General features: G+C 46.8%; 11 protein-coding genes. 10 read left to right on the top strand and 1 reads right to left on the bottom strand.

Going from position 1 to position 17016, the window contains the following annotated elements:
- The first annotated feature begins 68 nt into the window (after positions 1 to 68).
- The 5 genes from ACTHQF_RS00475 to galB all read left to right on the top strand — a co-directional run bounded on the left by ACTHQF_RS00475 (position 69) and on the right by galB (position 11599).
- A complete protein-coding gene (locus ACTHQF_RS00475; protein ID WP_440427748.1) occupies positions 69 to 2930 on the top strand; it encodes a TIM-barrel domain-containing protein in 2862 nt (953 codons plus the stop codon).
- Positions 2931 to 2991: 61 nt separating this feature from the next.
- Entirely contained in the window at positions 2992 to 6093 is a 3102-nt protein-coding gene (locus tag ACTHQF_RS00470; RefSeq protein WP_440427746.1) for a SusC/RagA family TonB-linked outer membrane protein, read from the top strand.
- A 19-nt stretch (positions 6094 to 6112) separates the two neighbouring features.
- On the top strand, positions 6113 to 7705 hold the full coding sequence (locus ACTHQF_RS00465; protein ID WP_440427744.1) for a RagB/SusD family nutrient uptake outer membrane protein: 1593 nt from the start codon (positions 6113 to 6115) through the stop codon (positions 7703 to 7705).
- Positions 7706 to 7729: 24 nt separating this feature from the next.
- A complete protein-coding gene (locus tag ACTHQF_RS00460; protein ID WP_440427742.1) occupies positions 7730 to 9142 on the top strand; it encodes a hypothetical protein in 1413 nt (470 codons plus the stop codon).
- Between the two features lie 33 nt (positions 9143 to 9175).
- The gene (gene galB / locus ACTHQF_RS00455) at positions 9176 to 11599 is read left to right on the top strand and encodes a beta-galactosidase GalB (protein WP_440427740.1); all 2424 of its coding nucleotides are present in this window, start codon (positions 9176 to 9178) and stop codon (positions 11597 to 11599) included.
- A gap of 57 nt (positions 11600 to 11656) precedes the next feature.
- Here galB and ACTHQF_RS00450 read toward each other — a convergent pair whose 3' ends face one another.
- Entirely contained in the window at positions 11657 to 12517 is an 861-nt protein-coding gene (locus ACTHQF_RS00450; protein WP_440427738.1) for a helix-turn-helix domain-containing protein, read from the bottom strand.
- A gap of 201 nt (positions 12518 to 12718) precedes the next feature.
- Between ACTHQF_RS00450 and hxlB the strand changes: the two genes are divergently transcribed.
- The 5 genes from hxlB to ACTHQF_RS00425 all read left to right on the top strand — a co-directional run bounded on the left by hxlB (position 12719) and on the right by ACTHQF_RS00425 (position 16849).
- Positions 12719 to 13306, top strand: a complete 588-nt coding sequence (hxlB, locus tag ACTHQF_RS00445; protein WP_440427736.1) for a 6-phospho-3-hexuloisomerase — start codon at positions 12719 to 12721, stop codon at positions 13304 to 13306.
- A gap of 47 nt (positions 13307 to 13353) precedes the next feature.
- Positions 13354 to 13986: a 3-hexulose-6-phosphate synthase gene (gene hxlA / locus ACTHQF_RS00440; protein WP_440427734.1), complete on the top strand. Its 633-nt coding sequence runs from the start codon at positions 13354 to 13356 to the stop codon at positions 13984 to 13986.
- 210 nt (positions 13987 to 14196) lie between these two features.
- Positions 14197 to 14901 (top strand): DUF4397 domain-containing protein, encoded by a 705-nt coding sequence (locus ACTHQF_RS00435; protein ID WP_440427732.1) that lies wholly within the window; start codon positions 14197 to 14199, stop codon positions 14899 to 14901.
- Positions 14902 to 15065: 164 nt separating this feature from the next.
- Positions 15066 to 15560, top strand: a complete 495-nt coding sequence (locus ACTHQF_RS00430; RefSeq protein WP_440427731.1) for an RNA polymerase sigma factor — start codon at positions 15066 to 15068, stop codon at positions 15558 to 15560.
- Positions 15557 to 16849 carry a hypothetical protein gene (locus ACTHQF_RS00425; protein WP_440427729.1) on the top strand — a complete coding sequence of 431 codons (1293 nt, stop codon included), beginning with the start codon at positions 15557 to 15559 and terminating at the stop codon, positions 16847 to 16849. The genes ACTHQF_RS00430 and ACTHQF_RS00425 overlap by 4 nt, the downstream gene beginning before the upstream one ends.
- The last annotated feature ends 167 nt before the right edge of the window (positions 16850 to 17016 follow it).

Here is a 17016-nt window from a genome sequence, read left to right as displayed (position 1 = left end):
CCCTTCATCAAAGCTTCATACGGATACTTTTAGGTCAATAAACCGAATGTAAACCATCATGTATTCTTATGAATAAATTTAGGGCGAAATCCTTATTGTTTATGGGCAGTTTTTTCCTGTACCTCCACGTATCTGCCCAGGAAGGTAAAGACTATGTTAAAACATCAAATGGCATAGAAGTAACCATTGGCCACGCTTTGTCCGGCCTGAAAAAATTGAGACTTGAACCTGTTACAGACCAGATCATTCATGTCCGCGGCATATCCGCAGCAGCGGAGGGCTTCCCGGAAAGTAAATCCTTAATGGCCATCAAAACCAATGGCAACGTAAAATTCTCCGCCAGCTCAGACGCACAAATCGTTTCACTGATCACCGCAGCGGTAAAAGTTGAGGTTTCTAAGGAAACAGGTTTGATCACTTACCGTGACGCCAACAATAACATCTTACTTGCACAAAGCAAAATTGCAGAACCTGCCCTGCGCGCCAAAGTATTCAATGGTGAGCCATCGTACCAGGTTACTCAAATCTTCGATGCACAGGATAATGAAGCCTATTATGGCTTGGGCCAACACCAGCAAGGTATCGTAAACTACCGCGGCAGAAGGGTTGACCTTGTACAATACAATACGGAGATCGCTGTACCTTTTGTAATCTCTAATAAAGGTTATGGCATCCTATGGGACAACTATTCCATCACCCGTGCAGGTGATATCAGGGACTATGAGCCCCTGAGTGCCATGCGTCTTTTTTCTAAGGATAATAAAGAAGGCTGGTTGACCGCAAGTTATGCGAACAAAACAGCACCGGAGAAAACGCTGTTCAGCACTGCCGTTTCAGAGCTATCAATGAACTGGTTAACAGACCAGCACAAATTTCCTTCCGACCGCATCAAATTACAAGATGCATTGGTAACCTATGAAGGTTCTGTGTCTAGCGGTGTTAGTGGCCTCTATCAGTTACAGCTAAAATATGCAGGTTACATCAAAGTATGGTTTGATGGCAAGTTGGTGGCTGATTACTGGCGCCAGGCCTGGAATGCCGGTTCCGCGGTATTGGACTTAAACCTGGAACAGAATAAAAAGACCAAAGTAAAGATCGAATGGATACCCGATGGTGCTGAGTCCTATATCGGACTGGAAGTGCTGCCACCGGCACCTGAGTCGCATAAAAACACCTTCGCCTTAAGCTCAGAATCTGGCGCTGCCCTTGACTACTACTTTATACAGGGGCAAAATGCCGACCAGGTCATTTCTGGCTACCGCACCGTGACTGGCAAAGCCGTACTCATGCCAAAATGGGCAATGGGCTTCTGGCAAAGTCGTGAGCGTTACAAAACACAGGACGAGATCCTGTCGACCGTAAAAGAGTTCCGCAGCAGGAAAATTCCTTTAGACAACATCGTACTCGACTGGTCATACTGGAAAGAACCAGAATGGGGCAGCCAGGAGTTTGATCCTGCACGTTTTAAAGATCCAGACCAGATGATCAAAACCATACACGATCAGAACGTGAAGCTGATGATCTCCGTATGGCCGAAGTTCAACAAAGGCTTCGATGTCTATGATGAATTTGACAAGAACAACTATTTGTACAAGCGGAATATCGAAGATGGACGTAAAGACTGGATTGGCAAGGGCTATTCTAACACCTTCTATGATGCTTTTAACCCTAAAGGTCGTGAGGCATTATGGAGCCTGATGAACAAGAGACTGTATAGCAAGGGCATCGATGCCTGGTGGATGGATGCTACGGAGCCAGATATGCACTCCAATCTGCCGGTGGAGATCCGCAAGGAGCTGATGACGCCAACCTATGAGGGTTCTGCAACGACTTACTTCAATGCTTTTCCACTCGTAAATGCTAAAGGTGTATATGAAGGGCAGCGTAAGACCAATCCGCAGGATCGTGTGTTTATCTTAACCCGTTCTGCATACGCAGGACTACAAAGGTATGCCGCTGCAGCCTGGAGCGGAGATATTGCTTCACGTTGGGAAGATATGAAAGCACAGATCGGTGCAGGTATCAACTTCTCCCTATCCGGTATGCCATACTGGACCATGGACATTGGCGGTTTCTCTGTAGAAAGAAGGTACGAACAACCTAACGCAGAAAACCTGGAAGAGTGGCGCGCACTAAACACCCGCTGGTTCCAATTCGGTACTTTCGTACCCTTGTTCCGTGCACACGGACAATATCCCTTCCGCGAGATCTACAACATCGCACCCGAAGATCATAAAGCCTATCAATCTATGTTGTACTACAACAAGCTGCGGTATCGCTTGATGCCATACGTGTACACCCTTGCAGGTATGAGCCATCAGAATGACTATACCATTATGCGTGGGCTCATGATGGACTTCCCGAAAGATCTGAAAGCATCTAACCTGAACGATGCATTCATGTTCGGACCTTCATTATTGATCAACCCGGTTTACAACTATAAAGACACCAAACGTAGCCTGTACTTGCCGGAGGGGCAGGGTTGGTACGATCTGTATTCTGGTAACTACCTGAAAGGTGGTCAGCAGATCAATGCGGACGCACCATATGAAAGAATGCCGGTATATGTAAAAGAAGGTTCCATTATTCCAACCGGGCCGGAGCTTCAGTACACCTCAGAGAAGAAAGCAGACCCGCTAACCATCTTTGTTTACGGTGGAAAAGATGCATCCTTTACGCTATATGAAGATGAAGGCACCAACTACAATTACGAGAAGGGGGCTTTTTCAACCATCACCCTGAACTATACGGAAGCAACAAAAACCTTGAACATCGCAGACCGTAAGGGAAGCTTCAAAGGCATGTTGCCAAACAGAAATATCCGTGTGGTCTACATCACACCAAAGTCGGCAAAAGCATTAGACTTCGATCAGAAAACAGAAAATCTGATCAAGTATTCAGGCAAGGCAACTTCCCTGAAACTGAAATAAGCTGCACAAACAACAACCAAATATAAATGAATCAATTAATTACTCAATCGTTATGAACGGAATGAAAACGAAACCCAGTATTAAAAAAGCAGGCTTCTACCTGCTGTTTTTGCTCTCGTTACTTGTTCTGAATCATCCTTCATTTGCGCAGCAAAGGCAAGTTAGTGGAAAGGTGACCGGAACCAGCGACGGACAGCCGATCCCCGGTGTGGTGATCAAAGTAAAAGGCAAAACCGGCGGTGCCGCTACGGACCAGAATGGCGCCTATAGCATCACGGCACAAACAGGAGATGTTTTACAATTCAGCTCCATAGGTTTTACCACCAAAGAAGCCACTGTGGCCGCATCAGGCAACATCAATGTGAGCCTTGCAGAAGACAACCAGGAACTTGATGAAGTTGTCGTTGTTGGTTATGGCGTGCAGCAGAAGAAACTTGTCACCGGTGCTACTGTACAGGTAAAAGGGGAGACGCTGCAGCGGCAGAGTACAACCAATGCGCTGCAAGGACTTCAGGGCCAGACACCAGGTGTACAGATCGCTTCCACATCAGGTCAGCCCGGTGAAGCCATGAAAGTGACCATCCGTGGTCTTGGTACCATTGGTAACTCCGGACCACTGTATGTGGTTGACGGGGTGCTCACCGGAGATATCACCTACTTGAACGCTGCAGACATCGAGTCCATCGACGTACTGAAAGATGCGGCATCTGCTGCAATCTATGGTTCACAGGCAGCAAACGGCGTGGTACTCGTTACCACCCGCACCGGTAAACCTGGTCAGTCGGCAGCCATCACTTTTGATGCTTATGCCGGTATCCAGAACGTCGCTAAAAAGACAGACATGCTGAACGCTAGGGAGTATGCTTCCATCATGAACGAGGCTGCGATCAATGGTGGCAAACAGCCGATCTTTACCAACGATCAGATCATTGCTTACGGAGAAGGTACCAACTGGCTGGACGAGATGTTTGTAAAAGATGCTTTAACGCAGAACTATTCCCTCGGTGCATCCGGCGCTTCAGATGTTTCCGTGTTCTCCACGGCTTTCTCTTATACGAGTCAGGAAGGTATCGTGGGCGGTAAAGACCTCAGCAACTATGAGCGTTACAGCTTCAGGATCAACTCCGAGCACAACTTCTATAAAGACATCCTTAAAATCGGTCAACATTTAACCTATACCGACATCAACAACAATGGTATCGGCGTAGGCAACCAGTACAACAATGCCTTACGTGGTGCTTTCAATACCAGCCCATTTGTGCAGATGTATGATGAAAACGGCAACTTCTTCGATAACTCAAACTCCAGCTGGAACAATGGTGAGGCTAACCCTTACGCACAGATGGTTTACGGTAACCAGAACAGAAGAAACAATCAGCGTCTGCTGGGTGATGTTTACCTGACGGTTGAGCCAATTAAAAACCTGAAGTTCCGCACCAGCCTTGGTATGGACTATAACGCTGCAGAGAGTCGCTCATTTGTGCCGATCTACCAGCTTTCAATTTACGCTTACAACCTGACGACCCGCGCAAGCCAGTCGATGAACAAAGGTAAATCGCTGATATGGGATAACTTGTTAAGCTATAAGTTTAATGTAAAAACCGATCACGAGTTTGAAGTGATGGCTGGTAGTTCTGCTTACCAGGCGGATGGATCGAATATCTTCGGCACCAACACCAACCTGATCTTTGAAGATTTGGATCATGCCTGGCTGAGTAATGCGACAGGAAAAAACATCGCCGGTATTACTTTAGGTGGTGCGCCTTATGATCAGGATCGCCGGATGTCGTATTTCGGTAGGTTGAATTACAACTACAAACAAACTTACCTCTTGAATGCTACCTTCCGTGCGGATGGTTCTTCAAGGTTCTCTGCGCAGAATCGCTGGGGTTATTTCCCTTCTATCTCTGCGGGCTGGGTGGCTACCAATGAGAAATTTATGGAGGGACAACGCAACTGGCTGGATTTCTTCAAGCTTCGTGCGAGCTGGGGGCAGGTCGGCAATCAGAACATCGCTGCTTTCCAATACCTGGCACCAATCACCTTAAGCAATACCAATTACATCTTCGGACCTGAAGAAGGTGCACTGGTACCTGGCGCTTACCCAAGCCGTATTGCTAACCCAGGCTTAAAGTGGGAAACTTCAGAACAAAGCAACATCGGTTTTGATGCAAATATCCTGAAAGGTATGTTGAGCATCAATTTCGACTGGTACCAGAAAACAACCAAGGATTGGTTAATCTCGGCACCGATTCTGGCAACAGCAGGTGCTGATGCGCCTTTCATCAATGGTGGTAACGTAAAGAACACTGGGATGGAGCTTGCCCTAACCTTCAAAAACAAAATTGGAGAATTCAACTACAGCATCGGTGTAAACGGTGCCTACAACAAAAACACCGTAGGTAATATTCCTACCGCTGACGGTATCGTGCACGGCTTAACCAATCAGCTTTTTGATAATGCACAGGAATTTTACCGTGCACAAAGCGGGTTCCCGATTGGTTATTTCTGGGGCTTAAAGACCAATGGTATCTTCCGGAATGAAGCGGATGTACAAGCTTATCAGGCCAACGGATCCCCGATCCAGCCTACGGCAGCTCCGGGTGATGTACGTTACGTTGACTTAAATGGCGACGGTAAAATTGACGGCGCCGACCGCACCATGATCGGTAACCCGAACCCGGATTATACGTTCGGTATCACGCTTTCGGCAGACTATAAAGGCTTCGATTTCTCTTTAGTTGCTTCAGGTGTTGCCGGGAATGATCTGGTACAGTCTTACCGCAATCAGGCAAATCCTTATGGCAACTACACCAGCAGAATACTGGACAGATGGCGCGGTGAAGGTTCTTCGAATACAACGCCAAGGGTAACGGAAGACAACCGCAACTGGACCAACTTCTCCGACCTTTACATCCAGTCAGGCGATTACCTGCGCATCAGCAACGTGACGCTAGGCTATGATCTTGGACGCGTGTTCAAAAAGAGCTACCTAAAACAAGTGAGACTTTACGCTTCAGCACTTAACCTGTACACCTTCACGAAATACGATGGTATGGATCCGGAAATCGGATATGGCTCTGAAGGCTTTTCTTCAGGTGTAGACGTGGGTTATTACCCTAGACCTAGAACCTTTATGTTCGGTGCTAATTTTAGATTTTAATCAAGCAGATTTTACGATTATGAAAGCTATAAAAATATGTGCAATTGCCCTGGTATTACTATCTGCAGGCGCATGCAAGAAAAGTTTTCTGGATACTGAACCGATCACCTCAGTAACGGATGAGAACTTCTATAAAACACCAAAAGATGCTTATGCGGCCCTTGTTGGCTGTTATGACGGATTACAGATCGTATGGTCGGAGGGCGTAGCCTTGCCGGTAGCGGCAGAGGTCATGTCCGACAATACCTTCGGGGGTACCGGTGCTTCTGATGGTTTCGGTTACCAGATGATCGACGAGTTTGACAGGAACCGTTCTCCTTCAGATCAGAACCTTTATGAGCGTAACTGGATCCTTTATTACAAAGCACTATACCGCTGTAATATGCTGATCAGCAAAATTGATCAAATCCAGTGGGGAGATGATGCGACAAGCAGGTTGGCTTATGAGGCGGAAGCGAAATTCCTTCGTGCATACTTGCTGTTTGACATGGTACGCCTTTGGGGTAACATCCCTTTGCTAACTGAAGCATCCGCAGAAAATGTACCTCAGGCTAGCCCGGAGGAGGTGTATAAAGTAATCGCAGAAGACCTGAAGTTTGCTGCTGAAAACATGCCAGCGGTTGGATATGCTGCACAACCACTAGCGCAACGCGGACGCGCCACTAAATACGCCGCAGCGTCTCTATTAGGCAGGGTTTACCTGTACTATACCGGATATTATGGTAAAGCTGACCTTGTAGGTGTGGTGACCAAAGCCCAGGCGCTCAGCTATCTGGAAGATGTGATCAGCAACAGCGGTCATGGTCTGGTAGAAGATTTTGCAAACCTTTGGCCTGCAGCTTCTTTAGCGAATTACGCCAAAGAGGACAACAAGGAAACTGTATTCGCAATTAAATACACCTACACCAGTGATTACAACGGCAATACCGATGGTAACCACTGGATGATCATGGGCGGTATCCGTGAGCAGGCAATTTTCCCTTACGGAAATGGCTGGGGTGCTGAAACCGTGAACCCGAAATTATGGAATGCTTATGCTGCAAATGATACCCGCAGAGCGGCTTCCATTATCTCCATTGTAGATGAAAAACTTCCCTTCACCAACCAAAGTAAAGCAAGAGAATACACCGGATATTATACCAAGAAGTATAGCCCAATGGTGGATGAGAACGGAAAGCCAGTGCCTGAGGGTTATGGTAACCCGAACTTCCAGATCGCGCAGTTCCAGGATTACGTATCGATCCGTTATGCCGATGTGCTGCTGATGGCAGCGGAGTTGGGTAGTGCCAATGCGCAGACCTATTTCGATCAGGTTAGACAACGTGCGTTGAAAGATGCTTTCAGCCCGCTTCCTGTAAACCAGGAAAACATTATGAAAGAGCGCAGACTGGAGTTTGCATTTGAAGGCATCCGCTACTATGACCTGCTACGCCAGGGGGTGGACCGTGCAGCCCAGCAGATTGCAGAAAGTACAACTGTACTCAATGGCGGTGTGAGTACCCAAAAGACGATCCTGGCAGCAAACGTAATTGCAACACAGGGTCTGCAACAGATTCCATATAACCAGATCAACCTGGCGAATGGTACGTTGAAGCAAAATCCAGGTTGGTAACATTGATTATATAACAACAAGACGATGAAATTACATGTTAGAATATTTGCAATGTTTATGCTTTCTATGGCATTCCTTGCATGTAAAAAAGAAGAACACAGGCTGGAGCCGGTGCTCGATAAATCCGCCATTAACTTTAGCGTAACGCAAGATATGGCAGCAGACCCCGGGGGTAATACCGTGATCCTGCAGAATAATACCCCCGGCACCTTATCCATCTGGGATTATGGAACCGGAACTTCTACCCGTAAAACGGATACCGTGAAGTTTGCTTTTGCAGGGGATTATGTGATCAAGTTTTCCGCGGTAACCGGTGGATTGGTGGTAAAGATGGATTCTGTAGTGGTAAAGGTTACTCAAGATAACCTGAACTACGTGAACGATCCACTATGGACCGCTTTATCCGGTGGTGTGGGCAATGAAAAAAACTGGATCCTGGATACTGATGGTATCTTCTTTTCTGGTCCATTATCCTTCTATGGTGTCAACAATGGCTGGCTTAAAGAAGGTGCTGCATGGGCAGATGGCGCCAATGCGACCGGATGTTATGGTGGCGATTGCTGGACATGGGGTCCGGGAACAGGGGATATCTATCCGAACATGATGGCTGCAGGCAATTATGGCGTGATGACCTTCGGTTTAAAAGGCACCGCTTCTTTCAAAGCGGTAAAGCCTATGGAAAACAATGCTACCCAGAATGGCACTTACTACCTGAATGTGGCAGCAAAGACCTTGACCATTAACAATGCTTCCATCTTGCGCGGTTACAAACCTGCTAAAAACGGACTTACGGGCGTGAGCAACTGGACCAACTATAAAGTACTTTCATTAGATGAGAACAGCCTGCAGCTGGGTGTGATCAGAGACCGTGATGTAGATGGAGAAGGACCGGCGATGTTGGTTTACAACTTCATCACCCAGGAGTTTAAGGACAGCTATGTGCCACCGGTAACTGGCCCAGATGAAGGTTTCGATCCGACATTTAAGGCAGGTGAACTGCTGAGCATGCTAACGGGTACCACATCCGGCAGGTTGTGGAAACTGGATGCTACAGGTAATCCGGTAGACTGGATCGGTAAAGGCAAAGGCTGGACAAAATCGCATGCCGACTCCAGGGACTGGGGATGGAATGCAAGTTGGGATGCCGCAGCAGCGGATTCCTGGATCCTGTTTGACCGTGTAGGTGGACAGAAATATACCCGCAATCAAAACGGTGTGGTCACCACCGGTACCTTTACGATTAATGAAGCAACCAATGAGGTGACCTTAAATGGCAACCTGTTGATCCAAAACCCCGGCAGCTTCATGTCGCCAACTAAAAACACCTTCAAAGTGGTAAAAGCTTTTCCAGGAAAGGTTGAAACCAATGGTATCTGGTTTGGAACGGATTACAACGCGGAGAAGGATGAGTGGTTTGCCTTCCACTATGTACTTTAAAAAACAATTGAAAATACCTAGAAGAAACAACATTTGAAGAAGTCTAAAACATATTTGGTTCTCCTGTTTGCGTTATGCATCGGGGGAACTAAAACATTTGCACAGCAGCAGCCACGCCAGGAGCTGGATTTCAATAAAGGCTGGAAGTTTACGCTTGGCGATCAGGCCGGCTGGTCCGCAGCGGAGTTAAACGATAAAACCTGGAGAACACTGGATCTGCCCCATGACTGGAGCATTGAAGGTAAGTTTGATAAGAATCACCCGGCCACTGTTGGTGGTGGGGCACTTCCCGGCGGAACAGGCTGGTACCGGAAGCAATTCCAGGTGCCGGCCAGTGCCAAAGGCAAATACATCGCCATTGATTTTGATGGGGTGTACCGCAATGCTGAGGTTTGGATCAATGGCCATTACCTTGGTAAAAGGCCGAACGGCTATATCGCTTTTCGCTATGACTTATCCAGGCACTTGCGTTATGGCGGCATGAACACCATCGCCGTAAAGGTTGATAATGCTAAACAGCCAAATAGCCGCTGGTACAGTGGGTCCGGCATTTACCGGGACGTAAAGTTGCTGACCACCAATCCTGTTCATGTTGAACAATGGGGCAGCTATGTGACCACCCCCGAAGTGACCGAGCAGTCGGCAAAAGTGCAGGTAGAACTCAGCGTTGCTGCGGCGGGTAAAAAGCAGGCTGCGGAAATTAAAACCCAGATCCTTGATGCAAGCAAAAAGGTAGTTGCCAGCACAACCCCGAAAGTGCAGCTGGGCGGAACAGGACCTTTTACAACAAGCCTGGAAGTGAAAAATCCTAATCGCTGGTCCGTCGAGCATCCCTACCTGTACACGGTGCAATCACAGGTCCTTGTAAATGGTAAGGAAGTTGACCGCTATGATACCCCACTGGGCATCCGCAGCTTCAGCTTTGATCAGCACAAGGGCTTCAGTCTGAATGGTAAAGAAATGAAGATCAGAGGTGTGTGTATGCATCATGATCTCGGTGCACTCGGCGCGGCATTTAATGTGCGTGCGGCGGAAAGACAATTGGAGATCCTTAAATCCATGGGTGTGAATGGCCTGCGTACTTCTCATAATCCTCCTGCGAAAGCCTTGTTGGAGCTTTGTGATAAGATGGGCTTCATTGTAATGAATGAAGCTTTCGATATGTGGGTTAAAAAGAAGAGTGATTATGATTATCACCTGGATTGGGATAAGTGGCACAAGAAAGACCTTGAAGACCAGATCCTGCGGGATCGTAACCACCCTTCGGTGATGATGTGGAGCATAGGAAACGAGATTCCGGAACAAGGTGGAACAGGTGCCGACACCAGCGGCAGGGTAATTACACGTGAGCTCGCGGCAATTGTGAGAAACCTTGATAAAACGCGCCCCATAACTACAGGGAATAATAATGTAGAAGCGAATAACAACCTGGTTTTATCCGGCGCGTTGGATGTGATCGGCTACAATTACAACCACGACAAATGGAAGGATTTCCATAAAACTTATCCTGGACAGAAGCTGATTGCTTCGGAAACCACCTCGGCCTTGCAGACGCGTGGAAGTTATGATATGAAATCTGACAGTGCGAGAATCTGGCCGGTACGCTGGGATCTACCATTACTTACTGGTAACGACGACTTCAGCTGTTCTGCTTATGACAACTGCTATACGCCCTGGGGCTCCTCACATGAGCAAACTCTGGAGGCATTTGAGAACAATCCTGTGGTATCGGGCATGTTCGTATGGACCGGCTTTGATTACCTGGGCGAACCAACGCCCTACACCTGGCCCGCAAGAAGTTCTTACTTCGGCATTATGGACCTCGCTGGATTTCCAAAAGACGTATACCACTTGTACAAAAGCGCCTGGACCAATGAGCCGGTGTTACACATTATGCCGCATTGGAACTGGAAAGATGGACAAGAGATCGATGTGATCAGCTATTATAGTCAGGCCGACGAAGTTGAACTTTACCTGAATGGCGTATCACAGGGTAAGAAGTCTAAACAAGGTCAGGACATGAAGGTGATGTGGCGCTTGAAATATGCGCCGGGTGAACTTAAAGCCGTATCCCGGAAAAGCGGCAAGACCGTACTGGAAAAGGTGATCCGTACAGCGGGTGCAGCGGCCAAGCTTGAACTTACCGCCGATCGAAGCAAGATCCATGCAGACGGGAAAGATCTTTCCTTTGTAACGGTACGCGTGCTGGATAAAGATGGTAACCTGGTTCCGGATGCGGCAAACCTGATCAATTTCAAAATAGAAGGTGATGCTGAAATCAGGGCTGTTGATAATGGCAGTCCAATAAGTCACGAGTCTTTCCAGGCCAATCACCGGAAGGCCTTCAATGGTCTGGCACTTGCAATCATCAAAGCAGGAAGTAAAGCTTCGAAGGTAACCTTAAGCGCGAGCAGCGAAGGTCTGCAGGCTGCGCAGGTACAAATTGAAGTTAACTAAGGCTCCTGCAATTAGCCTGCGCCTCATAGTATTCCCTTTCAATACCCTGGTTTAAACCTAAACCAGGGTATTGAATTTCGATTCTATATGATTCTTCACTTCTTTCTGGAATTCCTCCGGTGTTTGTCCGGTTTGCTTTTTAAAGAACCTGCTGAAATACGGACGGTCTGAAAAGTTAAGATAGTAGGCAATTTCCTTGATCGTACGTTCACTATGAATGATGTTCCGCTTTGCTTCCAGGATCACCCGGTCATGGATGAGTTGCATCCCGGTTTTATCGAGGTTCTCCTTTAAGATCTGATTAAGCCGTTTAGCGCTGATGCCAAGCTTTTCGGCATAGAATTCTATATTTCTAACCTCCTGGTAATGATCTTCCAGCAACATGAAAAAAGCATATACCCGCTTTTGGTTAATGTCGTGGCTGGTAGACTGCTGCTCTTTAACCTGCATAAGTTTTAAGAGAAAGACCTTCAGTAATGCTTTTACAATAAGGTAGCTATTCGTAGCGGTTTGATATTCCTGCTCCAGCAGCTCATAAACGCTTGCCAGTGCTGCAGCTTCCGCTACTGCCAAATGCAAACAGGAAAATTCTCCCTGAACGTTAAACACCTTGAACAGGTCCAGCAAAAATTCCTTGTCTTCATCTTCCAGCATCTCCTGCTTGAAGGAGATCAGCACGCCATTCTTTCCGGCCTTGTTCAGCTGATGCACCCGGTAGGGTGGGATCAGGTAGATCCAGTCGCCTTTAACCTGCAGTTCGGGGTTCTTCAGTGCGTGTAAAGGCAGTTCATTCTTTAGCCATACAATTTCAAAAAAATCTTTCCTGCTTGGATCATTCAGATAGCTGGGTGGACAATTTGCCAAGTTTCTGATGTAAATAACAGACTTCTGTAGCGGTGGATGTTGTGCGGTGCTCATGGTTTACAAAGGTAAGGGCTGCGAAAAGGGCTTGTTGGATGATCCGGCAATAATGGTGCACAATATGGAAATCGCCTGATTAAGGCTGTTGTTTATGACTTTCGGCTTACTTGTATTTCCAAATTGTACACCCTTTGGGGCATATCGTGTAATCACGGCCGCCGGGCTGGCAGGTACTTTTGATCCACAAACCATACAAGTATGCAGACCATAAAAAACCAGACAGAAACTGCAAAGAAGCTGAAGACAAATTTGAACATGATTCTGGAGGAGAACAGCTGGCTCTTGAATCAGATTGATTTCAACGAGGTAGAAGCGCTGATGAAATACATTCAGGGTGCGGAAAACATATTCATTATTGCGGCCGGCAGATCCGGATTTGCGATGCGCTCCGCAGCAATGCGGCTCATGCACTTTGGACTGAAGGTCCATTTCGTTGGCGATACAACGACCCCTGCAATTCAGTCGGGCGACCTGTTAATCGCAGCCTCTGGATCTGGCACCACCAGCACCATCGTTAAAGCGGCCGACAAAGCACGCTCAGTCGGCGCGGCGGTAGCGGTGCTAACGACACAAGGCAAATCACCACTCGCAGCACTTGCAGACCTGATCCTGCACATCCCTGCCGCAGATAAGCAGGACCACGACAACAACCGCTCAAGACAATATGCTGGTGGACTGTTCGAGCAATTTCTACTCCTGCTCAGTGACGCGATATTCCATCAGCTTTGGAAATCGTCCGGTATACCTGCCGAAGAACTCTGGAAAAGACATGCGAACCTGGAATAAGGTTTAGCGATCAACAAATACAATCATCAATTTAAAATTTCAATAAAATGGCAAGATTACAAGTAGCAATAGATTTATTAACAACAGAAGAAGCATTAGCACTTGCGGCGAAAGTTGCACCTTATGTAGACATTATCGAACTGGGTACCCCATTGATCAAAAACATGGGTTCAACCGTGATCACTGCAATGAAAGCTGCACATCCGGATAAACTGGTATTTGCAGATTTAAAAACAGCAGATGCCGGGGAACTGGAAGCGGACATCGCTTTTAAAGCTGGTGCAGATCTAGTGACCGTATTGGGTGTTTCTGGAAATGCGACCATCATTGGCGCAGTGAAGGCTGCTAAAGCACATGGCAAAGGGGTAGTGGTGGATACCATTGGTCATCCTGACCGTGTGAAACGTGCACGTGAAGTGACCGAACTGGGTGTGGATTTCGTAGAACTACATGCTGGTTTAGACGAGCAATGGGCTGAAGGTTATTCTATTCAGGTACTTATCGACGAAGCATCAGTGGTAGGTGTACCGGTTTCCATCGCTGGAGGTGTAAACATCAACAACATCGACGCGGTAATTAAAGCAGGCGCTCAGGTAGCGGTTGCAGGTGCAGCAATTTATGCAGCGGAAGATCCTGCTGCAGCAGCAAAGGCACTTGCAGAGGCAATTCGTCTTGCATAACCAACAATAGCAATCTAAGAGACAAGGCTCTTCTGCATCAGCAGGGGAGCCTTGTCTCTTTTTATCAACCTGGTTCAGGAGGGCTGGCTGCCATGCCCCTGGCATGTTGCGCAAATTTTTTCAAAGCTTGTAGCGTTTGGTATGGTGCAGCCGTTTAGAGGTTAAAATGTTAAAGGCCAATAACGATCATCAATATTAAAATCACGAATTATGAAAATTTCAACTAATCTTAAATCGTCCTTTAAAATGCTGTTTGCAGCGCTGACTTTGTCTGCGGTAATAACATCCTGTTCAAAGGATTTTGATAATACGCCTGCACCAGCGGTTTCAGGTTTAAACATGATTAATGCTTCGCCAACAACCGAGTTGTTAGACTTCTACGTGAACAACACACGTGGCAACAACGAGAACTTCGGTTTAGGTAAAAAGCTAGGCTACTACAATCTGTATTCCGGAACCAGCAAGATCAGTATCACTAAAAAGGGAAGTCAGACAACCCTTGCAAGTGAGAACTTCAACTTTGCCCCAGAGCGCGGTTATTCCCTGTTCGTAATCGGTAAAGTGGATTCATTGAAATTCCTGATGGTAAAAGACAGTGTATCCATGCCAGCAAGCGGAAAAGCAAATGTTCGCTTTGTGAATGTTAGCCCTGATGCCCCTGCTTTAAACCTTGCGGTAGGCACTGCTGCAACAGACCTTGTGACCGACAAAGCATACAAACAATACTCTGAGTTTACGACGATCGATGCTGCGCCTAAGGTAACTTTTACTGCTAAAAACAAAGCTACAGGTGCTGTTGAAGCAACCCTGGCAGATGTTGAGATCAAATCAGGTGCAACCTATACGATCTGGGTAAAAGGATTAAAAGCCGCAACCGACTCAACAAAACTTGGACTTGCCATTTTTACACACTAAGTTTGACCCTTAAACCGGTCCAGCATACCGGGCCGGTTTAAATAAATTCATTGTTAATCTGTTGCGCATCAATATGATCGTATACCCTGCTGTCCAGAATACGTATGTCCACCTTTGAGGAAATTCTGGCAGGTTGTTTAAGGCAAGACAATAAGTGTAAGGAAATGATCTACAAGTCATTTTACGGCTACCTGATTGCCGTGATTTTACGCTATGTTGGAGAGCGCGCAGATGCTGAAGAACTTGTGAACGATAGCTTCATTAAGATCTTCAAAAACCTGCACACCTTCCGTCACCCGCAGGATCCTGCACAATTGCAGAATGCTTTTCGAGCCTGGTCGTCCAGAGTAGCCTCCCGTACGGCAATAGATTTCCTGCGTAGCAAAAAGGTGTACCTGAATGTGGATGACATTCCAGAAGATAAACACACTGCAACACCTGAAAGTGCAATTGCACAACTGAATGCTCAGGATATTATGAGACTGCTAAATGCTTTGCCAGACACGCACCGCATTATTTTTAATATGTATGAAATTGAAGGCTATTCGCACGATGAAATAGCAAAGACGCTTGATATTCCGGTAAGCTCCAGCAGGGTTTACCTCACTAGAGCGAAAAATAAACTTAGGGAACTATATTCTATACAATTAAGCGCATGAAACCTTCAGAAGATGAGTTGATTTCCCACATCAAAAAGACGATGGCCTCGTATGAGGAGCCATACCTGCCTGGTGCATGGGAAAAATTTAATGAAAGTACTGCTAAAGACAAGAAGCGCCTTTTTGGTTTCTATCAGGTCCTTAACATTGCTGCCATGCTGCTGGTATGCGCTTTTGTATTTTTATATGTTGATAAGGTTGTGGAAAAACCTAAAACGGATGTGGTAAAGAAGAAAGCTGCACCAGTACAAACATCAGACAATAAAGCTGATGTTACACCGGAAGATCTGGAGGCTGGCGCCGACTTACCGGAAATAGACAGAAGTATTTACACTGCAAAGCGAAAATCTACCGACGAGCTGCTGGATTCTGCAATGCAGGCAGGCATAGTACAACAATATGCTTACCGTGCGGTTGATTCCGCTGCAATCCTGGAACAAACGACCATGTTGACGGCACCTGAACAAGACATTCAGCTGCAGAATTTGAACGGGGCAAGAAGAATGCAATTTAATGCAGGACTGTCCTTACGTAGCAAGCCCTCTGTACCTACGATTAGCGCAATGCCGGAACAAGGCGAACGCTCCGCTAGTTTTGAGAAATTACTTGAAAGGGAGCAGCTTCTGGCAAGCACTAAAGTCGCCCCAAAGGAGAACCCTGCACAGCAGGATAAATGGGAGCTGGGTGTAATGGTTGCCCCTTCAATTGCCAACAACAATAAACTTAACCTGGGTTATGGTGTAAGCATGGGCTATGCCTTGTCGAAAAAAGTTTCTTTGGTATCCGGGATCTCCTATAATGATATGAATGCTTCCAACCAGGTGCCCGCCGCACCCCCAAATACTGCCGCATTCTTTTCCGGGGAATCGAAGAATCTGCAATCTGTAGAAGCTAGCGTTTCCGGTATTGATATTCCACTTGGCATTAAGTACAACCTCAGCAAGAAGTTTTATGCCAATGTTGGCGTATCTGCTTTTGCGGTACTGAATGAGCGTAAAAATAATACCTATATTCAGGAACGTTCCATGCAGACGGTTTCCTCAGACCCTGGTACGGCAGGTGAATTAAGGATCGTGGTCATGAACCAGAAGGTGACTGAACCGGCACCAGATGCATCCCTTGGCGATAAATATATAGGTTTCTACAACCTTTCGTTTGGTGTGAAACAGCCCTTATCAAAGAAAAACACGCTTTCACTGGAGCCATTTGTAAAGCTGCCGATGAAGGAAACCTCTGCCGACAACCTCAGGCTGATCGGCACCGGAATCAGGGTAAAATTAGATTTTTAGCGCATACAAGCCATTTAAAAGTCCAGTCTCCAAAAGGCTGGATTTTTTTGTGCGCCAATTTCGCTATGAAGCGGTATTTAGACGTGTTGTGGTTTTAAGTTATCGAGGCGTTAACAGGGGGTTGACAGGGGGTTGACAGGGCCCGGGCCGTGTTAACCCCTTGTCAA

It is taken from the genome of Pedobacter sp. SAFR-022 (assembly GCF_051965375.1).
Classification (GTDB): domain Bacteria; phylum Bacteroidota; class Bacteroidia; order Sphingobacteriales; family Sphingobacteriaceae; genus Pedobacter.
This window is presented reverse-complemented; position numbering and strand designations above follow the sequence as displayed.